Raw genomic sequence first — 25,077 nt, 5'->3', positions numbered from 1 at the left:
GATTTGCTTTTTATGGTCTATTCATACATGGCAATCTTATATAAAAAATGGTCAAATGAATCATGCATAAAAAGATGGATTTTTGAGTGGATTCATATAAAATAATTGCAAGCAAACTATTGACTTTATTGTGTTTTTTGATATTATACTGAGTACTATCTCTGCTGTCTGATAAACCAAATGCGCGGGCGCAACTGGTGCCATTTTTTCCACTGCATCCACTGCTTTGGCAACAAACTCTGTGCGATCAAGCTTTGCACGATAAGTGGTCTTTTTATTGATCTTCTCCCACAAGGACAAAAACTCTGACGAATCCACTGTTTGCTTTTTAAGCTTAACCCGCACTTCGCGCGTAGCATTACGAATAATCGGCATGGCTTGGCTCGCTTCTAGCGCCTGCAGCACAGCCTGCTTTTGCCCTTTACTAAAACGTTCACTTAAATCTAACGTCCCAGTCGCCCATTGCGCTTTTAATGTATCTGTGATTTTTCCTGCTGATGTAAGCAAGGCTTTTTCACGCAACTCAACCAATATATCAGCAGCCTCTTGCGAAGACAGAATCTTTGTTTCCGTCACAGCTGTCATATAAATCAGATCTTGCAGTATCTCAACATTAATAAGCGCGCCCGCATCAGTTTTTTTCACAATTTCTTGACGCAATTCGCGTGGCATTTCCTCCGCCCCTATAGCATCAAATTCGCTCGCTACTAAATTTTGATCTACTTTAACGACACCCGCCTCATCAATAAAATCTTTTGCAACAAGTATTTTAACAATTTTTTGTGCTTGCGATACTTCCACTTTAGCAGCCACATATTTTACATCTTCATAAATACGGACAACCAAATGCTCCATCTGCAATGTACCAAGTTTATAACCAATATCCGCCTCTAATTCTTTTTGCAATGTACTCACAAACTCAGCAAAGCTTTCATTCACCATGACATGCAGCACATTTATATCTTTATTTTCTACCGGTTCACCTTGTTGGTTTACGCATAAGCGCAAACCGCGACCAATCTTTTGCCGTGCGGTAAAATTCGATTTTTGTTCAATCAACATACACACTTGAAACACATTCGGATTATCCCAGCCTTCTCTCAAGGACGAATGCGAAAAGATAAAACGCAAGGGGCATGCAAAAGATAATAACCACTCCTTATCGCGCATAATCGTGTTATAAGTGTCATCATCAGCTTGGCTGTCGCCCTTTGTATCCTTATACACGCCTTTCTTGTCTTGCGAGAAATAACCGCCGTGCACGTTTCGAATATTTTGCGCAAACTTAGTTCGCAAGGAGGCATATTTCTTTTTCGCCAACAGCTCTTCATAACATTCTTCAAACATACGCTCATAAAGTGCTGGCTCTTCATCAGAGCTACGATATTTAGCCACCTCATCAATAAAAAAAAGTGATAAAACTTTAATCCCTAAAGGCACAAGCCGCAATTCCTTATCTAAATGTGTTTCTATAGTGCGATAAATTTGTGCGCGTTTAAGCTCTATTGTATTCACATCACCAAGTGCGTGGCCAAATTTGACAATTTCAGTATCAGAAAACTCAACAGCTTCATCCCCCGCCATGCAATTGATACCCGAAACAATATAGCCCTTATAAAGCTCACGTCCGCCCGTAACGCGATACAGATCATCGCCGTCTCACTGTAACTGTTTTGCGGCTCACCGTGCCATTCTTTCCCGCAATATCCAACTCTAAGCGCGCCTTAAAGCCATGTTTGTGTGATACGGATTTCAAGGCAATATAGGAACGGTTAAAATCTTGCTCTATCTGATTAGAAGAAACACAAATTTGCTTTACCAGTCCTTTTTGATAAGCATCAACAGGTGTTAAACGATATAAAAGATTAATCTCATCTTTATGCGTGGCACTATAGCGGAAAACACAAAGCGGGTTAAGGCTCGCAATAGCCTCCTTCGCTTTTGCTGTATTATCCACCGATTGCGGTTCATCTATGATCACAATCGGTTTTGTGTCTTGGATATAGCGCATAGCGCTTTCGCCATTCAGTCTATCTTGCGGAAGGTTGATAATATTTTCTGCTTTTTAAATGCATCAATATTGATAATCATAATTTCAATATTGCTAGAGCTTGCAAATTGGCGAATTTGCGAAAGATCTTTTGAATTATAAATAAAATAACGATAGGGCAGATTATCAAATTCTGCTTGAAAATGCTCTCTTGTTACCTGAAGTGATTTATATACCCCTTCGCGAATAGCAACACTTGGTACGACAATAATAAATTTGGTAAAGCCATAGCGTTGATTTAACTCAAAAATCGTCTTGCTATAGACATAAGTTTTGCCTGTTCCCGTTTCCATCTCAATAGAAAACTGCTTTTGCTCTAGCGTCTCACTCGCCAAGAGTTTATTGTTCTGTTGCACCTCTCGTAAATTTGCTAATATGCTTTCATCACTGATCAATAATTGATTACCATAACCAAATTCATTTAACGCTAATTGTCCTTGTTCTGAATGCAAAGAAAAAGAAGAATCCCGTTGTGGCTGGCCTTTAAACAAATCAATGACGCTTTTAACCGCATCATTTTGAAATTCTTGTTGTTTAAATTTAAGTCTCATATCGCCGCCTCAAGATTCCCATCTTCAATCTCATGGAGGATAATAGAAAGGAAGACACTAGAAAGTTACATGATAGCATATTTGCAAACTCCCATATGCGCGTGGACAGTGGCACACCCTCCCCCAATTAGTGCAAAAATGACGTCGCTCTTGGTACTGGACGCCTTACGTCGGTGCTAACCTTCTCTATTTTTTTGCAGAACAGAAAGCGCGTATCAGGCTCTCTAGCCATACTTAGAGTACGCAAAGTTATTCATCACTCTACAACACTTTAAGCGCGCAATTTTATGTTTTGTATTAAAGGATTTTTGCTTTCAAAATATACGAACAACATCACACAAAGTAGAATAAACAAGCTGCCCCCAACATTAAACCAAACCTTCTCTGTAACCAACACTGTTGCACCGAAACAGTTAACAATAGCGTGGACAAAAAAAGGCGCACACGCATAAAATTTAGAGCGCGTAACAACACCACGATACGCCAAGCATGTATTGAAAATATGCATGAGTATGACGCTCATTAAAGCACACAAAAAAATACTCGCTTGCGTCCAGGAATAAAAAATTACATACTCATTGGCTAATAACCTAGATCGAATAGACCAGCCATTATAAACAAGGAAAGGCCCTAGCGCCTTATAAACTAATTCGCATAAACCCCAGCCTATGCCAATATTCAGCGGCAAACGCCACAACAAACTAGGCGAGCACCGATAAAACTTAGTAACTAACCAACGACGCATAGCTTCTTCTGCTACAACAAAAAAAACCGAAAATGTTAAAAATAAAAAAACAAGCGCCAACCCCTGCTCTGCACGACTCTTGGTTTCAACAATATTCATCATATAAAGCGTTTTTATTACAGATTGCTCCCAAAAAGCAATAAACCCGCCAGCAATGCAGCTAGCAACAAACCATCCCACAGCACCAGCGACAACCAATTTGAACTTCAGAAAATGATGAAACACACATAGAAGAAAAACAACGCCAAGCACTTGCAGTAAACGTAAGGCATCAAGTTTATGTTCTGTTTCCGAGTAACGCCATACTAACAGAACAATCACCCCAAAAACTATGCCGCTCAACAGCACATTTATCCAACTAAATGTAGAGCGAAAAAAATTATAAATGACAGCGCCATAAATAAGGCCTGCGAGAAGCGAAGTAATAAATAAAACCAACATTATTATGCCCCCTCATTTACTACAGCGTAACTGCTATTTTTCTTCATGGATAATCTGTCTTGCACAAAATCATAAATTTGCCGCATAAGAGCAAACATAAGAATAGTAGCGATTGTATAATGCCCAATTGCAAGAAGTTCTGGCTCAGCGGCCCGCCATGAAAAGCGCGCCCAAGCCGCCAAGCATTGTAAAAGCAGGATAAGAACAAAAAAACGCCATTTCTTGTCAAAGAAAACTACAAGCATTAAGAAAGTTGATAAAAGATTCAGACCTATAATAAATGCATAATATATTACCGTCTCAAGTAAAGAAAGTAAGGAGTCCCTATCAAGACTAAAGGCCCCTTTTAGGATTTTCACAGTTTCTGGTAGAGATGTAAGCAGTACAAGCCCTATAGCAGCCCCCCAAATCCCCATTCCCACGCCCAGTCCTGCCTCTACACCATTGCCATTATCTTCTGCCACCCAATGAGAGAGCAAAAAAAACTGCATAATCGCCATGCCTATAGGGAATAGACCAACAGCAAAAACAATATTAGGCGTACTATAAGCAGAAAAATCTAAAATCAAACTGCCTATCATACGCATAAAGCCGTATAGAAAAAAAATAAAAAGCACATAACAACCAGCGCTTGACCCAATAATCGCCTTCGTACCTTTAAACGTTTTAACCAAAGAGAGTAACCAGCGGTACCCCAATATAAGCGAAAGCGCCAAAACATAATAAGGAAAATAACTCGTAGCGCCATAAACATAAAGAAAAACAAGACACAAAACAACGAGCAAGAAAACCAAATGTTCAACCAATGTTTTTTTCTTCATCAAAGGAAAAACAATCAGCACCAGACAAAAAACGGCGCCGATAACAGATAATGTCAATTTGTCAAGCATTATTGCAAACCTCAAAAATAGAATTTATTAATATTGCATAGCCTGAAGAAATGTCAAACATAAACAAAAGACCAACCGCAAAATGAATTACAAAAGGCAGATAGGAATAGACCTTGCGCTTATCTTGGAAACCAAGATACATAAAGCGCGTATTTACAACATGCATCAATACAATCATGCCCGCGGCAATAAGATAGCTGATCGCTTGTGGACAAGATTCAAATGCGACATAGCCCACCATTTGTGGCGCCCTATCAACACGGTAATTCAAGTAAAGAAAAAGAGCTGAGAGGGTCTTATAGTATAAGTCTAGAACACCCCCAAGCCCAGCCCGAAATAAAGGATCTCACGCGCAGCTAATTCTGGCTTATATACGCGAAGCAACCACAAACGCAAAAGCTCCGCAGTTAAAACTGATATCAAAAGGATAAAAAAGGGATAGTTTGCAGCAACCAAACTCATGGAATGCACCACCTGCTGCTGGCTATTATTAGCAGCAGACAAAGCAGGCTATGGCAACAAAGAGCTCAAATATACAAAACCTGCCCCAATACACAAGGTAGCAACTGCACCACAGAACCCAAGAACTAAATATTTATATAAGTAGTGCTCGTGCAGAATTAAAAGAATGCCAAGATAACATACCAAAAGCAAAGATAAGTCTGTAAGCCCACTTTCACTATGTGGATAAGCGAAGATGATAGCGCAGGAAAAGCCAGCTAGCCCCCCCAAAAATGACGCGCTCACCCAACAAGCCATTGTTTTTAAGGAGACGAGGGCTGGAACTTATCCCAAAACTAAGCAGCATTCCAAAAATTAAGTCAGACATATAATTTCCTTAAAGCGCCTTGCCCTCCCAAGCATACCAAGATATTATTGCGGGAGAAAAACTCCCTGCTAAGAGGCTGATAGCGTACCCCTTAGCAAGGCCTTTACCTTGTTAAAAAAGCCAGGTCAAACAACAATTTCACCACTTAGAGCGAACACAATCCTAACCAGCTTTAGCAATACCCGCGGCTGCGCCACGGGACCCCGCCTACTATTGCTCCAGAAACTGCCCCTCCTGGGTTGGCTGCTCTAGGCTTTAGGATAACCCAAAGAACTATAGCCTCCTGTCTTCTCACTCAGTTTTCCTTTTAAACGGGTTAATCACGCTAAGATTCACATTCTTTGATTTAATGTAACGCGCGTACACATAAACAACAAACATCAAACAAATCCAACTTCTAACCATTCCATAGTCATCATCTGTATGAACAAACGCTACATAATAAGAAACAAAGAGGCTAAAAAACAGCTCTGCAAGAACATCAAGGACCAACCAATAATATTTCTTTGTAGTAACAAAGAGAACCATCAAAAATGTCAAAAAAACTTGGCCCGTTAGAATAGCGAAACCAAACACTGCATAATCAAACATTTTTTTCACTGCCTCCCTGTTCGCAAAACCTATCTGTTGATAGATTTCTCGAAGGTCTGATAAAAGCAGTGATGACACAAAAAAGACGCCTATGGCAAACCCACAGCCAATACAAATGCTTAAATCTAGCACTGACATAGATTTTTCCTTCAAAGCTTTAGCAATTAGGACATAGCGAGCCACCCCTATCATCAACGGAATAATGAAAAGCAGATAAATATAGCTCGAAAGCTGCAGATCAAAAAAATCTAACAGAAGGTCATCACTCATAACAATAAAACCAGCTGCGATGAAAAAAATGGGGCAACTTGCGATAATGGCCAAACTAAAGCACTTTATATTGTTTACTATATTGGGTATAAATTCAATGCAAAAAGAAAGAAAGAACATAATTATAGCAACATGAGAAGATGTTATCGGCACACCGACTATATACTCAAAATACTCAAAGGCATAAATGAGAGGAGGAATAACCAATGCCGCCACTATGAATGCAACTATGTTCTCCCTGCCTAACATGCTTTTTCCATTAATAGCAATAGTTTTGAGGAATAGATACAACATGCCAAACCACAGACAAAAATAAACGAGCACTATACTAAACTCGCCCATAGCTCCTCCTGTACAATATTCTAAACATAAAGGTGGCACCTTTTACAGTACCACCGTTCTAGGCTTTAGGATAACCCAAAGAACTACATCAAAAGTGCATCAACATCCCACCACCTGAATTAGCAAAAGATTGACCCAACAACTGTGTGCCACACTGGGCAGCAGCCACACCATAACCAGCATAACCGCCTATGGTGTCTCCGAATTCATTGCCTACAGCTTGCCCAAAGCTTCCTACGGCCATGCCAGTCATAGGATTACGCCCCGCTGCCCATCCTATGAAAAAACCACTCGCAAGGCCAACCTTACCACCATGCTTTCTACCAAACGCACTACCAGAGTTATATTTGCTACTAAAATTATCGGCACTGCAATAATCGTGCGAACGACTTGAACTTCCCATTTATTTTCTCCAATTTAGTGTATAAATAAATCCCCCAAGGTTACTTATGTCCCCGCGCCAAAATGGCTTACCCATAATTAACCACCGAACCCCCCCCTGGAGATATGAATGCACTTTCATGCAAGTTCGCATTTATAATATATAGTTGACAAAATCAAGGATATTGTGTCAAAAATATGGCATATTTTAGTAAATTTATGCTTACTTATTTTATGTGTTTAAACTTAATAGTTTATATTATGAGCAATAATAATGAAAGTTAAATAAGATTCTCTTGGTTTACAAAATATACTAAAAGTATATAAATATACTGATAGAGATATTTATTGTTACAATTGCAGTCAGAATCATAGATTTAGCTAACCCGTTTATATTTCAAGCGATTATTGATCGTATCATTCCGTTTTGGGCAAAATTTGAGAAAAATCATCCGCGCAAGGTCTCTGCTCCGTGACGACTCACACGCAAAAAAGCCCGCCAAGCACGGCTTTTTAACCGCCTCACAAAACGCCAAAAATAAGAATTAGAAAAGTTGTAACAAGACAAATGGTACGGTTGGTGGGATTTGAACCTACGACCTCTGGTGCCACAAACCAGCGCTCTAACCAACTGAGCTACAACCGCATAAAATCAAATGTATCATAACTATTCACGATTTCGTAAACATTTATTCTTATGCTTATGTGACATAAGGAAAATCAACAAAGTTTGCAAGCCCCTTTAAAAAAATCTCGCAATTTTTTGTGAAGAAAAAAGCGTTTTTTACAAAGGAAATTTTGCCCAATGCTCAAAACTATGATCACGATAGCCTTTTATGTTATCAACACCGTCTTGTTGCATCATCTGCAAAATCTCTTGCAGAATAGTTATGGCAAGATGTGGACCTTCATAAACCATCCCACTGTATAATTGAATTAAATCTGCACCAGCTTTTACTTTTTCCAAAGCGGTCTGTGCATCCTTTACACCGCCAACACCAATAATTGCAATCTCCTTCCCTAATTTTTTACGCATTTTTGCAAGCACAATAGTAGAGCGCTCAAAAAGTGGACGTCCAGAAAGCCCACCCTCTTCATTACTGAAGTGACTATTGCTAAGCCCCTGGCGTGAAAGAGTTGTGTTAGAAACAATCAATCCATTAAAATCAGAAAGCTTTATTTCTTCAGCAATATCATCTAATTCTTTCTCTGATAAATCTGGAGCAATTTTTAAAAAAATAGGAATGGAGAATCCATGCTTGTTCTCTTGCTCATTTCGCGCTTTCGAAACTGCACTCAACAAAAGATGCAAACTGTCACGGGCCTGTAAATCACGTAAACCTGGTGTATTGGGAGAAGAAATATTAACCGTAAAATAATCAGCAACATCGTAAAAATGAGCAATACCAGCAGTATAATCATCAATCTTATCGACCGTATCCTTATTGGCTCCAATATTGACTCCTATAACACCAGTTTTTTTACACGCACGCAATCTATTGTAAACAACTTGATGTCCGTCATTATTAAAGCCCATTCTATTAATAATCGCTTCATCTTCTTTTAAACGAAAAAGCCGTGGTTTAGGATTTCCAATCTGAGGCTTTGGTGTCACTGTCCCAATTTCAGTAAAACCAAATCCTAACCGAAAAACACCATCTACAACCTCTGCATTTTTATCAAACCCCGCTGCAAGACCAATAAAATTTTCAAACTCAAGCCCAGCAACAGTTACACACAAACGTTTATCGATAACCTTTTGACAGCCATTTAATCCACTTTTCAGCCCGAGAATCGCTAAACCGTGTGCTTGCTCTGGATCCAACATAAATAAGGCAGAACGGCCAATACAACGAAAAAAACTCATCAATCCTTCTCCACAACATAAAAATGATCCATCGCACCTCACCTATATCTTTTAACACAAAAGATCACCAATCAAAGAGAGCATATTATTCAAATAATATTCCCCTTCTAGAAGAAAACTCATCACATAATAGCCATACATGTTTATATTGGTTATACTATGTAAAGAACTTTTTATTCTTAAAAAATGTTTCTCTTTTTCGACATTTTTTAAAGATTAAAATATGAATCCTAATCTTATAAAATTCAGCATGAATTGGAATATCAATGGCTCTTACCATAGTCATGGTTTTATGACGCCTTATGCAGGCACGCTCATAATTTTCTTAAAAATGCAGGCAAATTATCTCTATTCCCAAAGTTCCTTTGTGTAATATTGTTTTCAATAGAAACAAAGCTTGTTCTATAAAGCTATTTTTTCCTAGCATTTATAGGATACATGGTTCATAAAATCATCTAAATTCATACTATTGTTGCGCCATTTATTAGCAACAGAATGTTCAATCAATTTGTACTCTATTGATAAAATTTTGAAGAATCTGCGTTGTTTCCTTTGCCATTTCTGATGCGTTAAATACAATTTTGCATCTATTAAGTGCTCTGCCTAACATATATTTTAAGTAATGACAGTTGATTATTGAACTCAAACATCATACCAACGACTTCCAAACCAAAATGATCTTGCAAACCCTAGAGCTCTGCTATTTATAAACTGATACAATCTTCCAGCAGATGAAATGTGTTTCTTCCATCCGAATTATCGCCATTTTAGCTCATGTAACCCAATACAAATAGCTTTTAGATAAGCCATAATGCCCTCCTAATTGCTATTATCGCTTACTAAATTAAGAGGAATTAAATTATAAGTTTTACTCCTGTCTCATCTATCTATTTCTTCTATCAGTGCTGAAATATATTTTTTATTCCTAAATTCTCTTTTTATGACAAAATGTTATGCTAATATATGCACTTCATTTGAAAAGCTTTCTGATAGCTCAACTTTCAACACTACTCATTTTGTAGTATTGTGTAAAAATCTCTCTTTTTAATGTTATCATAAAGATTTTGAGGCAATTATATAAATTAAGCTACAGTTTTCTACTTTCTGTTGAAAAAGCAGATATAGTTTTTATCAAAAAAGCTTTTTTCTAGGAAATATTCTATGTACATTCAAATAGAGCCCTAAAGCTCTTTATTAAACCTTATAAAGTTCTTTGAAAATAATATTAATATTGTAATATAATCCTAAAAATAAAATCTGCCCTTTCCTTTTTCATCAAAAGCGGTAAGTAAATTACCGTATATCGCTTATATAAAGGGGAAAATGCAATGCTTAAAGAATTCAAAGAATTTGCCCTAAAAGGTAATATGATTGATCTTGCTATCGGTGTGATTATAGGGGGTGCTTTTGGTAGCTTGGTCAACTCAATTGTCAATGATATTTTTATGCCAATCATTGGGCTGATTACAGGTGGGATTGATTTTTCTAATATGTTTATTCAACTTGCTGGCGAAAAACAAGCAACATTGAGTGCCGCCAAAGCAGCTGGAGCAACCATTAGCTATGGACACTTTATTACTTTACTTATCAATTTTCTCATTATTGCTTGGGTTCTTTTTTTATTCGTTAAGGCTATGAATAAAATTCGTAGAAAAGAAGAAGAAAGCCCCAAAAAAACGTCTTCAGAAGAACAACTTTTAACAGAAATTAGAGATCTTTTGGCTAAGAAAAAATAATTTTATGCAAGATTTACATCATGGAACACGAGGAAAAAACATTTCCACAGTTGTTCCATGATTGGGTTTTGAGAACAGTAAAAATTGTCCCCCTCTTTCTTCCACCATTGCTTTACACATTGGGAGGCCTAAACCTGTTCCCATAAAAGCGCTATCACCAGATCGTCCATCTTTGCGCTCTACTTGACCATAAGGTTGCAGTGCCTGTATAATCTCTTCTTCGTTCATCCCTATACCATTATCACTCACTGAAATTTTTACACGTTCTTTTCTATAAGAAACGTGAACAATAATCTGTCCACCCAAAGGTGTAAAACGAATAGCATTGGAAAGAAGATTCCATATAATCTGGCGAAACACTTGTTGTGATACAGGAATAAATGGAACGTGAGGTGGAGCAACAATACGCATGATAATGCCGTTCTGATTGGCTTGAGTTTCAAGAAAAGCTATCGTCGCACGTAAACAAGATATTACATCAAATGTTTCAGAAATAAGGGAAGAATCAATCTGGTTATCGGAACCAGAATAATTTATCTTCGAGCACTCTAGTAATTGATTAATCAGCAATAATATATGTTTTCCAGAGGAAATAATATCGCGTAAATATCCATGATAGCGCTCATTTTCTATCGAACCAAAACGGCCTTCTCTCATAATTTCTGCAAAACCAATAAGAGCATTCAAAGGTGTTCGTATTTCATGAACAACTCCAACGATTTTATCCTCTTCTGCTTTTTTTTCTCCTGATGGAACTGTTTGTGTCCTATCACGCAACATAACAGCATAATTGCCTTGCTTTGCCAAAAATACAATCGTTATCAAAACGGTTATATTTTTATGATTTTTTGTCATTAAATCAGCGATTTCACTGCGATTTAAAACCTGATTTTTTTCCTCCATACGGATTGATTTAAAATACTTTTCAACCAAAAGTCGGCTTTGCAAAGTAAATAATGAAGAGAATGGTTGTCCTCGTAGTTCATTTATTTCATAACCCATTAATGCTAAGGCTGCCCTACTCGCTGATTGAACAAAGCCCTCTTCATCCAACCATAAAACACCATCTGTTGCTGTATCCAACAATGATAAAACTGCAGCGGGCTCTTTTACGAGAGCTTGTTCTATAGCATTTACCGGCAATGTTTGTGCATATGGTAACTGAATAGCTGTTTCTTCAACTAAATTTTCTTCTTTTACCGATGAATTCAATTCATCACGCAATTGCTCTGCAATTTCACGAAAAGCTGAGCGTTCTATCTCCGTAAGACATAGCATTTCTGTTTCTAGCTTTTCATTTCTTTTTTCTTGGACTTTTTTTTGTATTTTTAAAACACCAAAGCCACGAAACCCCTTAAGCTGCTTTTTAACATCAAAAATTGGCAAAGCCGACAATTCAACATCAAGCCATTGTAAGCAACCATCAACAGGCCATTGAACAATCTCTTTACTCCAAGGCATAGCCGCTTCAATAAAACGACTGAGAACCAGATATCGATCATCATTAAATTGATGAGCAAGTTCATGAAAACTACACCCTAAAATAGAAGAAGAGAGAGGACCAACAACTTCAGCTAGCTCTTTTGAGACTTCACAAAACAAACCATTGTGATCGATTTCCCACGTAAAAGGCCGTGGCAAAAGCTCTGGTGTAAAACGAAAAGCTTCTTGCTGACATTTTAATTCATTTGTATTTAACTTTAACTCATCTGCTTTTAATGGCATAACTAAAACTAAAAAGTGTTGAATTTACTCTCAAATGAATAATGCTAATTTGTTTACAATTATCTATTCTGGTTAAAATAACTTGATATCTCATATCAATTATCTGTAGCAAAATTTTGACTGTTTCATCAACAAAACAAGAATAAAAAGAAGCTTCCAGCTCTTGTTGCTTATTCACCCATTATATAATAAATCTTGTTACAATAATGGTAACATCTCCCTCGCATAAATAGTACTCAAAAAGAATACACTTATTTTACACATTCATGCGCCTTTTTTGAAAAGATATCTCCCAAGATCCCCAAGCTTATTTTACGACGTCATCTGTAAATGGTGTAATGTAAAAGTCCCTATAGAGGATATCAAGGCATTGTGCATTACCATTTTTATACTTATAAAAGAGCTGGTTAGCACCATCATTATACTAATTTCAGCCCCTAATGTTACCAATAGTTCTCGGCATTTGAAGGCATTCATACAAAGATCTTTCTTTCATTAGAATCGCTACAAAAGAAAAAATATGCTACCGCACTATTTTATTAAAAATTTTCTCTGTAAAAAAGAGAACACAAATTATCTGTCTTCATATAAAGATTTGTTTAATTTCTTTATATTCCAGATCATTTAGAAATGTTAAAATATCTCATAATCTCCTTTGATATCAGCTTGTTTACCTCATCAGAAGTCTTAATACAAAAGATCGCTTTTGCTTTATTACTCTCCATTTAAATTTTTAATATTATATAAAAAAATAAAACAAGCACATTTAAATAATAACTGTCAGATATTTAAAAAATTGCATATTTTTAAATGCGTTTGTTTATTTTCCTTCATTGAGTAAAATTTCACGTTTTCCAACATGATTAGCGGCTCCAACAATGCCTTTTTCTTCCATCCGCTCGACGAGAGAAGCTGCTTTATTATAGCCGATTGAAAGTCGGCGCTGAATATAAGATGTTGAACATTTTTTATCACGCATAACAATTTTTACAGCTTGGTTATAAAGTTCCTCACCCTCTTCATCAAAATTTTCTTCCTCAGAAATTTTAGCAGCTGAATCAGCAGAAGTATCCTCTTTGTTATCGTCTTCATTATCTGTTACCGTTGCTAAATAATCAGGTTTTCCTTGCATTTTAAGATGTGCAACGATGGATTCAACTTCTTCATCTGAGACAAAAGGACCATGAACGCGCACAATGCGTCCACCACCTGCCATATGAAGCATATCCCCCTGACCTAAAAGCGTTTCAGCACCTTGTTCACCCAAGATCGTACGACTATCAATTTTTGATGTTACTTGAAAAGAAATGCGGGTAGGAAAGTTCGCTTTAATTGTACCTGTGATAACATCAACAGAAGGACGTTGTGTTGCCATAATAAGATGAATACCTGCCGCACGCGCCATTTGCGCTAAGCGCTGAATGGCATTCTCTATCTCTTTTCCTGCCACCATCATAAGATCAGCCATCTCATCAACAATCACAACAATATAAGGAAGCTGCGTGAGATCCATGGCTTCTTCATGATAAAGCATTTCCCCTGTTTCCTTATCAAAACCCGACTGAACAGTACACATGATTGTTTCGCCTTTTTGAGCTGCAAGTGCAACGCGTGCATTAAAACCATCAATATTACGCACACCCAACTTAGCCATTTTGCGATAACGCTCTTCCATTTCACGAACCGCCCATTTTAAAGCTGTTACTGCTTTTTTGGGATCTGTGACAACGGGTGTTAAAAGATGTGGAATGCCATCATAAACAGAAAGCTCTAACATTTTAGGATCAACCATGATCAAACGACATTGCTTTGGTGTCATACGATAAAGAATCGACAAAATCATTGTATTAATTGCAACAGACTTGCCTGATCCTGTTGTTCCTGCAACCAATAAATGAGGCATTTTTGCTAATTCTGCAATGACCGGTTCACCATTAATCCCCTTCCCCAAAGCAAGAGCAAGTTTAAATTCACTTTCACGAAAAGAACGTGTTTGGATTAATTCTCGTAAATAAACGGTTTCACGAACCGCATTGGGTAACTCAATCCCGATAACATTACGTCCAGGAATTACAGCAACGCGTGTAGAAATAGCAGACATAGAACGCGCAATATCATCAGAAAGATTAATAACGCGCGATGACTTTACGCCCGCGGCGGGTTCAAATTCATACATTGTTACCACTGGCCCTGGATGAACATGGATAACTTCACCCTTAATGCCAAAATCTTCCAAAACACTTTCCAAAAGTCCAGCACCACGTTCTAATGTTTCTTGAGGAATCATCGTACCTTCATGAAAAACAGGTTCCTGTAATAAGTTGATCGGAGGAAATTCATAAACATCACAGTCAATAGATTGAATATTTTGCATAAAAGCAGAATCATAATTACCTAATGGCATACGAGTAGATTGCAATGTTTTAGTTTTACTGTTTGCTTGCATCACAGAAAAATCTTTTGAATTCTTTGTGACGGCTTTGTTTATACAATCAACAGTATTATTGGCGACAGTATTATTGCTATTTTCAGTCTCTATACTAGCTCCTGCATCGCTTAACGCCCCTGTATTACTTAACGTATGAGCAGAATCTTCAACAGAAAGCTTAGAATGACTCTCTTTAGTAGTATCATTATTTGTATGCATTAAATCAGAAATTTTCTCAACGCCTCGCATCCTTTCCGCTGGAGATTCTGATGTAATTGAATCATAGAGTTGTGGAAAGCGGTATTCAAGAACACGGTAAAGAGCCGTTATTGACTCATCAAAGGCTGTGGGAATATCCGGTGTAATTTCATTTGTCGTGTCAATTGATATTCCATCCTCTTTTGACGTTTGAGTCTCCACATGTTCAAATATCAAAGATTCACACTCAAAAAATGCATCATCGGAAAGATGCAAAGCAGGTTTTATTTTTTGTAGCACATTTTCCACTTGTAATTTACGTTCTTGTTCATCCTCCTCAAGTGGAATATTTGCTGACGGCATATGAATAGCTTGTCGTGACAACTGCTTCAGAACCGTTGAATGACAAACTGATGTTTTATTCTCTATTGATTGAGGATTAATGACTTTTTTTGTCGAAAGAATATTGGTTGTTTTCTTGTTACAACGTACAATATCTGCATCTGTAATTTTTTTTTGATCTTGCTTCGTAAAAATTTTAAACTGTTTTGCAAAAACTGGATCTGTTTCTATACGACGACGCAAAATCTCAACTTCTGGGGTTCTCGTGAAACGGACGTTTTTTCCGAGGGCAAATGCCTTTTTCCACACTTCCGGATAAGGAAATATCTCAGTAATCTTAACAGATAAATCTTCTCTTGATGCACCTTTTGTACCATCATCAGAAAAAGAAGACGTAGAAATAGATTTTGTTTTCGAATTATGCATGGCACCCAACAAATTTATAGCAATGAGAAAAATAACCTTTTCAAAAAGAATTCGTAGAAACTATCATACGAAGGTTAATAACCTTTTGCTGATGGTTACTTTTAAATGAAAAAAATAGTGCCATAATGCATATTCATAATCTGCCTTTTGCATATTTACGATATAAATTGCCTAGTTTATGGTGTCATAGAGCTCGTATTTCATTTGTTTTGAAGAAAACTTCATGATAAAAAAGCTTCAAGAAAATTGTCTATGCCTCTCTTTCTCTCCCTTTTCATAAAAGAAACTAGTTTCAATAATACAATAAGCATTGCTCTATTGAATTCTCCATGATCAATTATCACAATATAATCTAATTTCTCGCGTTTTTATAAGATTACCCTTGTTATCCTCGTTTAAAAAGGCTTAGACTAAGACAATCATAATTACATAAATACAAATAGAAAAAAGGGAGTGAATTATGTTTAATAAACGGAAATTTTATATCAATGGTCTATGGGATGAGCCAAGCACTCCTCACGATTTTGACGTCATTAATCCATCAACAGAGGAGACTTGTGCTGTCATTAGCCTTGGAAGTACAAAAGATGCCGATAAAGCAATTAATGCGGCTAAAGAAGCCTTTCAAAAATGGAAAACAACATCACCAAATGAGCGTCTTGGATTTGTTGAGAAAATTCTAGAGATCTACGAAAAACGTTCCAAAGACATGGCAAAAACCATTTCAATGGAAATGGGGGCACCAATTGATATGGCGCTTAATGCGCAAACTGCAACTGGCAGTTCCCATATTCGCAATTTTATCGAAGCTTATAAAGAGTTTTCGTTCCAAAAAACTTTAATAAAGGGAAATGAGCAAGCAATCCTTCACTACGATCCTATCGGCGTCGTAGGATTAATTACGCCATGGAATTGGCCCATGAATCAAGTAACTCTTAAAGTTATTCCTGCTCTCTTGGCTGGCTGTACCATGGTGTTAAAGCCCTCTGAAATTGCGCCTCTTTCTGCTATGCTTTTTGCTGAATTTTTAGATGAAGCCGCACTTCCAGCCGGTGTTTTTAATTTAATCAATGGTGATGGTGCAACTGTCGGCTCTTACCTCTCTGCACATCCAGATTTAGAAATGATCAGCTTTACTGGTTCAACTAGAGCAGGAAAAGATATTTCTAAAAATGCCAGCGCTACTTTAAAAAGAGTCTGTCTGGAACTTGGGGGAAAAGGAGCGAATATTATCTTTGCTGATGCCGACTCAGATGCTGTTCAACGTGGTGCACGACATTGCTTTTATAATAGTGGACAAAGTTGTAATGCACCAACTCGTATGCTTGTGGAACAGAGCATCTATGACAAAGCCGTGAAAATAGCCAAAGATATTGCAGAAACAACAAAAGTAGGACCAAACTGCCAAGAAGGAAATCATATTGGGCCCATTGTTTCAAAAAAACAATATGATAAAATTCAAGATCTTATCCAATCGGGAATTGATGAAGGTGCAACTCTTGTTGCAGGCGGGACTGGTTTACCAAACGGAATGGAACGCGGTTATTATGTCCGTCCAACAGTCTTCGCTGATGTAAAACCTCATATGCGTATTTTTAAAGAAGAAATCTTTGGTCCAGTTCTCTCGATTCTTTCTTTTAGTACAGAAGAAGAAGCCGTCGCTTTAGCGAATGAGACTGAGTATGGTCTTACAAACTATATTCAATCGCAAGATCGCAACAAATGTCGTCGTATTGCGGCACAAGTACGCTCTGGTATGGTAGAAGTTAATGGACATGGATTACCCAGTGGAAGCTACTTTGGAGGTGTAAAATTTTCTGGGCGCGCTCGTGAAGGAGGACATTGGGGAATTAAAGAATTTCTCGATAGTAAAGCAATTTCGTACTGGTAAAATCTTATTAAAAACTTAATAGGAATCGTATGGTAATACAGAAAATAACGGATGAAGGTGCTCTTGGGCAACGTCTTGATCAGTGGCTCGCAAAACAATATCATGACGTGCTCTCACGTTCGCGTTTGCAAACCCTCATCCGTGAAGGCTGTCTTAAAATTGATGGTCAATTCATAAAGGAACCAAAAACAAAATTAAAACCTAACCAAATAATTGAATTGGAAATGCCGGACCTTCGTGATGCAGAACCTAGCGCTGAAGCCATTGCATTGGACATTCTTTTTGAAGATGATCATATCATTGTTATTAACAAACCAGCTGGTCTTGTTGTTCATCCTGGGAATGGAAATTGGACCGGTACATTGGTTAATGCCCTTATTTACCACTGTGGGAATAGTTTATCTGGTATAGGTGGTGTTAAACGCCCTGGCATTGTCCATCGTCTTGATAAAAATACAAGCGGTGTTATGGTTGTTGCAAAAAATGATCTAGCTCATAAAAGTCTCAGTGCTCAATTTTCTGATCATGGACGTACCTGCGCATTAGATCGACGCTACCATGCCTTGATTTGGGGAACACCTCAGCGCAATGTCTGGACAATTGATGCATCACTTGGCCGTTCGCCCCATAACCGGACAAAGCAAGCTGTCATCCATAACCAAAACCCTTATGCTCGTCATGCTGTTACACATGTTTCTCTGCTTGAAAAATATGGCTCTCATGCAGACTCAACATCTTTTGCTAGCCTTCTGGAATGTCGCTTAGAAACTGGACGCACCCATCAAATCCGTGTTCATATGACTCATATGGGGCATCCACTCATAGGCGATACAGTTTATGGAAACGCTTTTAAAACAAAATCAAACACATTCAACCCCACTATTAGAAATGCAATCGATCAATTCAACCGACATGCACTCCATGCTGCAAGTCTTACTTTTGAACATCCTTCTACCGGTAAAGTTATGTCGTTTTCCGCACCACTGCCTCAAGATATGGCTAAACTTATTAAGCTTTTTAAAAAAATGAATTGAAACTTTTCCCCTTCTCAAGATTTCACAATAAAATATCTTTTTTTGAACAAAATTGAAAAATATGCTAGAGTGAGGTTATGAGGATAGTTAGCTATCTAAAACATAGAATTTGCCTTATCAGGGAATTCAGATGAAAGGAGGGTGCTATATGGCCCATATGAATTTATTATCAGTAATGACAGGTGATGGTGGTTTAAACCGTTACTTGGAAGAAGTGCGTCGTTTTCCAATGCTTGAGCCAAAAGAAGAATATATGTTAGCTCAGCGTTACCGTGAGCATAATGATCTAAAAGCTGCGCATAGGCTAGTAACCAGCCATTTGCGTCTCGTAGCTAAAATCGCGATGGGATATCGGGGCTACGGACTTCCCATTGGGGAAGTCATTTCAGAAGGCAATGTTGGACTCATGCAAGCTGTTAAACGTTTCGAACCAGAGCGGGGTTTTCGTCTTGCAACCTATGCAATATGGTGGATTAAAGCGTCAATCCAAGAATATGTATTGCGCTCTTGGAGTTTGGTGAAAATGGGGACAACAGCTAATCAAAAGCGCTTGTTTTTCAACCTTCGTAAGTTAAAAAGTAAACTTCAAGCACTTGATAGTGGCGATCTCAATGCAGAACAAGTGAAAGAAATTGCAACCCAGTTGAATGTCACAGAAGATGAAGTTGTATCAATGAATCGTAGGCTTGGTGGTGACACTTCACTCAACGCACCAATTCGGACAAAAGAAGGAGAAAACAGCGAGTTACAAGATTGGTTGGTGGATGAATCTAACGATCAAGAACAAATTTTAATTGAAAAAAGTGAATTAGAAAATCGCCGTTCCATGCTCATAAATGCCATGGACAATCTCAATGAACGCGAAAAACGTATATTCAAAGCGCGTCGTTTAAATGATGTACCACTAACCCTAGAAGAACTCTCTGGTGAATTTAATATTAGTCGAGAACGAGTAAGACAAATTGAAATGCGTGCATTTGAAAAAGTACAAAACTCTATCAAAGATTCTACTTTATCTCAAAGTCAAGTGTAAAACCTAGAGTTAAGTATAAAGCCAATGGTTTGCACATTCTTTAAATGTGAAAATGAAAAAAAGCATGCCTTGGCTTTATACTTGTAAATTAGTCTATCGAATTCTTTACGTTATTGATATGTAAAGATTTAGTGAGTGTATTTGGTATATAATTGATAAAGACGGTCGTGGAAAATTCTTCACAGCCGTTTATTTTTTTGCATCTATGTTTTATTTTTTTGACCAAGAACTGTTAACTTATCTTGTTGTGCAAGCCATTGTCCAATAACTTCATTAAAAATAGACTTACCTGTTGGTCCTTTTGCAAAGGTTAATTCACTTATACGCCCATTTTTATCCGTTAACACCAAACGCATCCAATCTAATTCTCGCATCAATTGTAAATTTCGATCAAGAAATGGATGATTACCACTCAATGCGACAAGAAAAAAGTCATCGTTAATCTTTGCAGCAATGGTTCTTGTTAAAGCCTGTCCAATGGATTGTTCACTTGCTTTAAAGGTTAATGCTTGAACATTGCTTATAGCTTTACCTGAAAATTTATCCGAAAGAATAAAAATAAGGTCCATAATATATGAAGCAGGAAATGACTGATCGGTATTACGACGTAAAATTAACCGCAATGATATCCCTTCATCAGGAATTGTTATATCACCTTGTATAGTTGTTTCTTCTGGAGACCCCTTCACTTGAGACTCTTTTATAAGCGTCCAGCGAGCACTTCCCGTTGCTATCTTTTCTGCATCATAATTTGTACGTGCTTGATAGAAAACAGCTTCACCTGATTTTTCAAGCGATTGCAAATTGCTATCAACAACTGTTGAGAGTACTTCTTCATCCGAAGAATCTATCGCTTGTTTTAAACCAACATCAATTTCACTTCCATCCTCTAATAAGCGTTGTGTTAACTTTCTCTTAATTGGAAATGCCTTTGGTACTCTGTGAGAAGCTTGAAGATTTTCTTCTAAAAACTGATAATCATTTGATACAAATACACGCTCACCAACAAAAAAAATACCAACAATTAAAACAACAAAACTAACAACAAAAACAGCACTTATCACAATACGCCTTTGCACTAACGATTTATTAGCACGACGTAAAGCCTGAGAAAAAATGTGCGAAACAATATGCGGATTATCTTCCTGCGAAGGAGAAATCTTTAACACACAGCTATTAACATGCTGAGAAGGCACATCAGCCTCCATATTAACAGGCTCTGCATCTGGTATATCTGATACACAAAGCTCAACAAATACCTTGTTATCCTTTGAACGTGTAACAAAATCCTGCTTTCTTTTTATGTTTACCTCTGACAATTCATTATTCTTTGGTAATATAGTTTTTTTTGTAACTTTCTTATCTTCATTTATATTTGTGGGATTCCACCCAATAACTGAAGAAAGCCGTTTCTTTTCAACTGCTAAATATTCTCCTTCAACAGTTGCAATAGAACTTTGAAGAATCTTTCTTTGTTCATCCGCTATTGCTTGTGGTATTTTTGCTGTTACAAATTGATGTTCTAGTGTTTCGGTAGCCCGCTTATAAATCCGCTTACGCACTTGTGGTGTAATATTATTTTGTGCATTAATTGTCTTTTTTAAGATTCCAACGAAATCTACCATTTCCTCTATAATCTCTCTTAAACTGAGAAAAAATCAATAGTAAAGCCAAAAAACTTTATTTTAGCCTTCTAAATTGGTTGCCATTTAATATTGGTACAACATAATGTAAAATGAATATGAAAAATAAACAATGCTATTTTGCACCTTTCTCTTACGTGCTCTTAAAAACTTTTTTTGTAAAAAGATACAAAAATGAACAGAGAACATATATAGAAATCTAAAAACAATAATCAATTAACAAAGGGATCCGTAATAAGAATAGTATCTTCACGCTCTGGACTTGTGGATAATAAAGCCACTTTTGTATTAATCAGTTCTTCAATATAGCGTATATATTTAATAGCCTGCACTGGTAAATCTTCCCACCTCAATGCATGTGCTGTTTCTTTCTTCCAACCTTCTAATGTTGCATAAATAGGCTTCACCCGATCCTGAGCTCCCATGGAAGAAGGTAAATAATCAATCCTTTTACCATCAAGCTCATAACCAATACAAATTTTTATTTCATCCAAACCATCTAAAACATCAAGTTTTGTCAATGCTATACCTTGAACACCGCAAATTGTTACCATCTGACGTACTAAGACAGCATCAAACCAACCACATCGACGCTTTCGACCCGTTACAACACCAAATTCATGTCCACGCACTCCCAGAAATTCACCAATATCATTTATCTGCTCTGTCGGGAACGGCCCTTCTCCAACGCGTGTAGTATAAGCTTTTGCAATACCCAAAACATAATGGATTGCATCAGGTCCCATCCCCGAACCTGTACATGCTTGCCCAGCAACTGTATTAGATGACGTTACATAAGGATAAGTTCCAAAATCATTATCTAATAAAGCACCTTGCGCACCTTCAAAAAGAATGTGTTTACCTCCTCGATAACCTTCATCTAAAAGACGCCACGTACAATCCATAAAGGGCAAAATTTTATCCGCAACTTGCATCAATTCATCATAAAGCGCTTGAGAATCAATCTCTGCAACACCCATCCCACGACGCAAAGCATTATGATGCCTCAAAAGCCGCTCAATCTTAGCCATAAGTGTATCTTTTTCTGCTAAATCCATCACTCGGATAGCACGACGTCCCACCTTATCTTCATAAGCCGGTCCAATACCGCGCTTTGTTGTACCAATCTTTAAACCAGATAAACCGCTTTCTCGAATTGCATCAAGATCACGATGCAACGAAAGAATCAAAGGAGCATTTTCAGCAATACGCAAAATTTCTGGTGTGATTTTTACACCCTGATTACATAGTTTTTTTACTTCTGCAACAAAATGATGAGGGTCAACAACAACACCATTACCAATAATTGATAACTTGCCACGCACTAAACCAGACGGTAAAAGTGATAATTTATAACTGACTCCATCAACAACCAATGTGTGGCCAGCATTATGCCCCCCCTGATATCTCACCACGATATCTGCTCGCTCAGACAACCAATCTACAATTTTACCTTTGCCTTCATCACCCCATTGTGTACCGACAACAACTACATTGGCCATAACTTTCTCCGTCGTGTTTGGTCAAAAAAACCAGCATTCAAAAACAAACACTTCTTTATAACGAAACCTTAGAGCAAGTGCGACTCTTCATTTCAGATTTTTCTCAATCTTCAAGTGATTAAATTTTCAAATTTATGATAATAAAGATAAGCAAATACCAAAATATTTTAAATCTGTCATTTTTGCTACAAAAAGTAAAAAAATAGAGATTTTAATTTGTGCGTATCCAACACCTGACAGAGCATTTATTCCTCCTCTTAATCTTTTACAATTCATGTTAATCTTTTACAATTCATGTAATATTTAGAGGCTGTTTGTCTGATACAAGAATACGAAAGATCATCATAATCTCTCGTATCCTTTTTCTGTTTAAAAACACCCTGTGAAAATCACCAGTAATTATTTAAAGCTGTGCTTTTTCAACTTGGAACGCCCACTCAAGCCATTGTGTTAAAATTTCAAGATCGGAAGCCTCAATTGTTATACCCGCCCAAATTCGAAGACCAGGAGGAGCATCGCGATACGAACCGATATCATAAGCAACCCCTTCCTCATCAAGACGCTTCACAACCGCTTTTATAAAAGATACTCGCTTTTCCGTATCCAAAGCAGTAATCACTGGATCCACAATATCTAAACAAATAGCGGTGTTAGAACGCACTTCAGGATCTTTTGCCAAATATTCTAACCATGGCGTTTTGCGAACAAAAGCATCAAGTACAGAAAAATTTTTCTCAACCCGTGCTCTTAATGCCGCTGCACCTCCTAGAGATTTTGCCCACTTCAACCCATCAAGGAAATCCTCAACACAAAGCATAGAAGGTGTATTGATGATCTTTCCTTTAAAAATATCTTCGTTCAATTTTCCATTTTTTGTCATATAGAAAAGTTGGGGCATAGGCCAAGCTGGAACATGATTCTCAAGCCTCTCAACAGCACGAGGACTTAAAATCACCATACCATGTGCAGCCTCGCCTCCCAAAACTTTCTGCCATGAAAAAGTAACAACATCTAATTTTGAAAAATCAAGATATTGCGCAAAAGCTGCCGATGTTGCATCACAAATGGTCAATCCAGCCCGCTTATGCGGAATGAAATCTGCATTAGGAATACGCACACCAGAAGTTGTCCCATTCCATGTAAAAACAACATCCCGATCAAAGTCAAGTTGTGTTAAATCTGGTATTTCACCATAAGGAGCTTCAAAACGACGCACATCAGAAAGCTTTAATTGCTCGACAACATCTTTATTCCACCCAAACCCAAAACTTTCCCACGCTGCCATATCAATGCCACGCTCACCTAATAGAGACCATAGAGCAGCCTCAACAGCACCGGTATCTGATCCTGGCATAATTCCTATACGATGATCAGAAGGAACCTCAAGAATCTCACGGGTTAAATTAACAACTTCAGCAAGTTTTAATTCTGCTTCTCTAGATCTATGTGAACGCCCAACTAATGCATTTTTAAGAACATCAAGAGTCCAACCAGGCCGTTTGCTACAAGGACCTGAAGAAAAATTAGTATTATTGGGACGATTACTTGGTTTTTGTAACATTATCATTATTTCTCCCCTTTTAGATGTTTTTCTTTCTTTATAAAGAAAAACAAATTATTATAAAGACTAATCAATAATCTTTTTAGAAAAAAGTCAAAAATATTGTCTATTATTGCGTATGCTTAAAATTCACGGAAACTTTATAAAAAATCTTTCTTAATCATGCCTCTCGATTGATTCTTTTAATTTTTTTTCGTATCATCACCACAATAAGACAGCATTCTAATAACAATACACTAAACTATCCAATATACCTATCAAATTTATTTTATGATAAAGATTCATTGATAACGCTCTAGAATAGGGAGATAAACTTATTAAAAAATCAATTATTTTTCTTTTGATGACTGGACAGAGAAAATTTTAATGTTATAACCGCAAACGCTTTATATTTTTTATGAAGCATGCCCAGATAGCTCAGTTGGTAGAGCAGCGGACTGAAAATCCGCGTGTCCGTGGTTCGAATCCGCGTCTGGGCACCATACTCTTCTTTGTTATATGTAACCTATTGTTTTTACTGATGTAGCTTGCCAGCGGGTTTTGTATATTTTGCCACTAGGTTTTGTACCAATTCATTTTTTTTCAAAGAGTTTTAAAGGTG

Annotated in this window: 18 protein-coding genes and 2 tRNA genes; 5 read left to right on the top strand and 15 right to left on the bottom strand. The window is 37.3% G+C overall.

All coding sequences use genetic code 11. The features are described 5' to 3' along the window. Positions 1 to 60 precede the first annotated feature (60 nt). From ACFIL2_RS00100 to ACFIL2_RS00055, 10 genes are all read right to left on the bottom strand, one after another. A complete protein-coding gene (locus ACFIL2_RS00100; protein ID WP_375680704.1) occupies positions 61 to 1,584 on the bottom strand; it encodes a hypothetical protein in 1,524 nt (507 codons plus the stop codon). 64 nt (positions 1,585 to 1,648) lie between these two features. Further along, the gene (locus ACFIL2_RS00095; RefSeq protein ID WP_375633521.1) at positions 1,649 to 2,011 is read right to left on the bottom strand and encodes a hypothetical protein; all 363 of its coding nucleotides are present in this window, start codon (positions 2,009 to 2,011) and stop codon (positions 1,649 to 1,651) included. A 14-nt stretch (positions 2,012 to 2,025) separates the two neighbouring features. Then, on the bottom strand, positions 2,026 to 2,601 hold the full coding sequence (locus tag ACFIL2_RS00090; RefSeq protein ID WP_375680703.1) for a DEAD/DEAH box helicase family protein: 576 nt from the start codon (positions 2,599 to 2,601) through the stop codon (positions 2,026 to 2,028). A 271-nt stretch (positions 2,602 to 2,872) separates the two neighbouring features. Continuing rightward, the gene (locus ACFIL2_RS00085; RefSeq protein WP_375680702.1) at positions 2,873 to 3,787 is read right to left on the bottom strand and encodes a hypothetical protein; all 915 of its coding nucleotides are present in this window, start codon (positions 3,785 to 3,787) and stop codon (positions 2,873 to 2,875) included. A 2-nt stretch (positions 3,788 to 3,789) separates the two neighbouring features. Continuing rightward, entirely contained in the window at positions 3,790 to 4,677 is an 888-nt protein-coding gene (locus ACFIL2_RS00080) for a hypothetical protein (RefSeq protein WP_375680701.1), read from the bottom strand. Continuing rightward, positions 4,670 to 4,918 carry a hypothetical protein gene (locus ACFIL2_RS00075; RefSeq protein ID WP_375680700.1) on the bottom strand — a complete coding sequence of 83 codons (249 nt, stop codon included), beginning with the start codon at positions 4,916 to 4,918 and terminating at the stop codon, positions 4,670 to 4,672. Before ACFIL2_RS00075 ends, ACFIL2_RS00080 begins: the two co-directional genes overlap by 8 nt. 879 nt (positions 4,919 to 5,797) lie before the next feature. After that, a complete protein-coding gene (locus ACFIL2_RS00070) occupies positions 5,798 to 6,709 on the bottom strand; it encodes a hypothetical protein (protein ID WP_375681656.1) in 912 nt (303 codons plus the stop codon). A gap of 88 nt (positions 6,710 to 6,797) precedes the next feature. After that, positions 6,798 to 7,112, bottom strand: a complete 315-nt coding sequence (locus ACFIL2_RS00065) for a hypothetical protein (RefSeq protein ID WP_375618554.1) — start codon at positions 7,110 to 7,112, stop codon at positions 6,798 to 6,800. Positions 7,113 to 7,659: 547 nt separating this feature from the next. Beyond that, a tRNA-His gene (locus tag ACFIL2_RS00060) sits at positions 7,660 to 7,736 on the bottom strand. 138 nt (positions 7,737 to 7,874) lie between these two features. Continuing rightward, the gene (locus tag ACFIL2_RS00055) at positions 7,875 to 8,957 is read right to left on the bottom strand and encodes a quinone-dependent dihydroorotate dehydrogenase (protein ID WP_375680697.1); all 1,083 of its coding nucleotides are present in this window, start codon (positions 8,955 to 8,957) and stop codon (positions 7,875 to 7,877) included. Positions 8,958 to 10,285: 1,328 nt separating this feature from the next. On the opposite strand from ACFIL2_RS00055, the gene mscL reads away from it, so the two are divergent. Further along, positions 10,286 to 10,693, top strand: a complete 408-nt coding sequence (mscL, locus tag ACFIL2_RS00050) for a large conductance mechanosensitive channel protein MscL (protein WP_026500234.1) — start codon at positions 10,286 to 10,288, stop codon at positions 10,691 to 10,693. 18 nt (positions 10,694 to 10,711) lie between these two features. Here the strand turns inward: mscL and ACFIL2_RS00045 are convergent, their stop codons facing one another. Both ACFIL2_RS00045 and ACFIL2_RS00040 read right to left on the bottom strand, forming a co-directional pair. After that, complete coding sequence (locus ACFIL2_RS00045) at positions 10,712 to 12,418, bottom strand: ATP-binding protein (RefSeq protein WP_375680696.1); 1,707 nt, start codon at positions 12,416 to 12,418, stop codon at positions 10,712 to 10,714. Between the two features lie 820 nt (positions 12,419 to 13,238). Continuing rightward, a complete protein-coding gene (locus tag ACFIL2_RS00040; RefSeq protein ID WP_375680695.1) occupies positions 13,239 to 15,812 on the bottom strand; it encodes a DNA translocase FtsK in 2,574 nt (857 codons plus the stop codon). A gap of 460 nt (positions 15,813 to 16,272) precedes the next feature. Here ACFIL2_RS00040 and ACFIL2_RS00035 point away from each other — a divergent pair, with 460 nt between their 5' ends. The 3 genes from ACFIL2_RS00035 (at position 16,273) to rpoH (ending at position 19,770) form a co-directional block, all read left to right on the top strand. Beyond that, a complete protein-coding gene (locus ACFIL2_RS00035) occupies positions 16,273 to 17,703 on the top strand; it encodes an aldehyde dehydrogenase family protein (RefSeq protein WP_375633509.1) in 1,431 nt (476 codons plus the stop codon). A gap of 29 nt (positions 17,704 to 17,732) precedes the next feature. Next, on the top strand, positions 17,733 to 18,737 hold the full coding sequence (locus ACFIL2_RS00030; RefSeq protein ID WP_375634868.1) for an RluA family pseudouridine synthase: 1,005 nt from the start codon (positions 17,733 to 17,735) through the stop codon (positions 18,735 to 18,737). A gap of 148 nt (positions 18,738 to 18,885) precedes the next feature. After that, positions 18,886 to 19,770, top strand: coding sequence for an RNA polymerase sigma factor RpoH (gene rpoH, locus ACFIL2_RS00025; RefSeq protein ID WP_375618560.1), 885 nt, complete (start codon positions 18,886 to 18,888; stop codon positions 19,768 to 19,770). 203 nt (positions 19,771 to 19,973) lie between these two features. Here the strand turns inward: rpoH and ACFIL2_RS00020 are convergent, their stop codons facing one another. The 3 genes from ACFIL2_RS00020 to ACFIL2_RS00010 all read right to left on the bottom strand — a co-directional run bounded on the left by ACFIL2_RS00020 (position 19,974) and on the right by ACFIL2_RS00010 (position 24,482). Next, on the bottom strand, positions 19,974 to 21,395 hold the full coding sequence (locus ACFIL2_RS00020; RefSeq protein ID WP_375680694.1) for a hypothetical protein: 1,422 nt from the start codon (positions 21,393 to 21,395) through the stop codon (positions 19,974 to 19,976). Between the two features lie 230 nt (positions 21,396 to 21,625). Next, the gene (locus ACFIL2_RS00015) at positions 21,626 to 22,915 is read right to left on the bottom strand and encodes an adenylosuccinate synthase (protein ID WP_375633506.1); all 1,290 of its coding nucleotides are present in this window, start codon (positions 22,913 to 22,915) and stop codon (positions 21,626 to 21,628) included. A gap of 403 nt (positions 22,916 to 23,318) precedes the next feature. Next, positions 23,319 to 24,482: a phosphoserine transaminase gene (locus tag ACFIL2_RS00010; protein ID WP_375613717.1), complete on the bottom strand. Its 1,164-nt coding sequence runs from the start codon at positions 24,480 to 24,482 to the stop codon at positions 23,319 to 23,321. 400 nt (positions 24,483 to 24,882) lie between these two features. Between ACFIL2_RS00010 and ACFIL2_RS00005 the strand changes: the two genes are divergently transcribed. Continuing rightward, positions 24,883 to 24,958 (top strand) — tRNA-Phe (locus tag ACFIL2_RS00005). Positions 24,959 to 25,077: the final 119 nt, after the last annotated feature.

Source organism: Bartonella sp. AP30XZML (genome assembly GCF_042195945.1).
In the GTDB taxonomy this organism is placed as follows: Bacteria; Pseudomonadota; Alphaproteobacteria; order Rhizobiales; family Rhizobiaceae; genus Bartonella.
Note: the sequence above shows the minus strand (reverse complement) of the source record. Positions and strands in the feature narration are given on the sequence as shown.

Excerpts from the sequence above, each read along its gene's own strand:
- ACFIL2_RS00100 (WP_375680704.1), bottom strand. The coding sequence starts at position 1,584 with ATGGCGGGGGATGAAGCTGTTGAGTTTTCTGATACTGAAATTGTCAAA.
- ACFIL2_RS00095 (WP_375633521.1), bottom strand. The coding sequence starts at position 2,011 with ATGCGCTATATCCAAGACACAAAACCGATTGTGATCATAGATGAACCG.
- ACFIL2_RS00090 (WP_375680703.1), bottom strand. The coding sequence starts at position 2,601 with ATGAGACTTAAATTTAAACAACAAGAATTTCAAAATGATGCGGTTAAA.
- ACFIL2_RS00085 (WP_375680702.1), bottom strand. The coding sequence starts at position 3,787 with ATGTTGGTTTTATTTATTACTTCGCTTCTCGCAGGCCTTATTTATGGC.
- ACFIL2_RS00080 (WP_375680701.1), bottom strand. The coding sequence starts at position 4,677 with ATGCTTGACAAATTGACATTATCTGTTATCGGCGCCGTTTTTTGTCTG.
- ACFIL2_RS00075 (WP_375680700.1), bottom strand. The coding sequence starts at position 4,918 with ATGGTGGGCTATGTCGCATTTGAATCTTGTCCACAAGCGATCAGCTAT.
- ACFIL2_RS00070 (WP_375681656.1), bottom strand. The coding sequence starts at position 6,709 with ATGGGCGAGTTTAGTATAGTGCTCGTTTATTTTTGTCTGTGGTTTGGC.
- ACFIL2_RS00065 (WP_375618554.1), bottom strand. The coding sequence starts at position 7,112 with ATGGGAAGTTCAAGTCGTTCGCACGATTATTGCAGTGCCGATAATTTT.
- ACFIL2_RS00055 (WP_375680697.1), bottom strand. The coding sequence starts at position 8,957 with ATGAGTTTTTTTCGTTGTATTGGCCGTTCTGCCTTATTTATGTTGGAT.
- mscL (WP_026500234.1), top strand. The coding sequence starts at position 10,286 with ATGCTTAAAGAATTCAAAGAATTTGCCCTAAAAGGTAATATGATTGAT.
- ACFIL2_RS00045 (WP_375680696.1), bottom strand. The coding sequence starts at position 12,418 with ATGCCATTAAAAGCAGATGAGTTAAAGTTAAATACAAATGAATTAAAA.
- ACFIL2_RS00040 (WP_375680695.1), bottom strand. The coding sequence starts at position 15,812 with ATGCATAATTCGAAAACAAAATCTATTTCTACGTCTTCTTTTTCTGAT.
- ACFIL2_RS00035 (WP_375633509.1), top strand. The coding sequence starts at position 16,273 with ATGTTTAATAAACGGAAATTTTATATCAATGGTCTATGGGATGAGCCA.
- ACFIL2_RS00030 (WP_375634868.1), top strand. The coding sequence starts at position 17,733 with ATGGTAATACAGAAAATAACGGATGAAGGTGCTCTTGGGCAACGTCTT.
- rpoH (WP_375618560.1), top strand. The coding sequence starts at position 18,886 with ATGGCCCATATGAATTTATTATCAGTAATGACAGGTGATGGTGGTTTA.
- ACFIL2_RS00020 (WP_375680694.1), bottom strand. The coding sequence starts at position 21,395 with ATGGTAGATTTCGTTGGAATCTTAAAAAAGACAATTAATGCACAAAAT.
- ACFIL2_RS00015 (WP_375633506.1), bottom strand. The coding sequence starts at position 22,915 with ATGGCCAATGTAGTTGTTGTCGGTACACAATGGGGTGATGAAGGCAAA.
- ACFIL2_RS00010 (WP_375613717.1), bottom strand. The coding sequence starts at position 24,482 with ATGATAATGTTACAAAAACCAAGTAATCGTCCCAATAATACTAATTTT.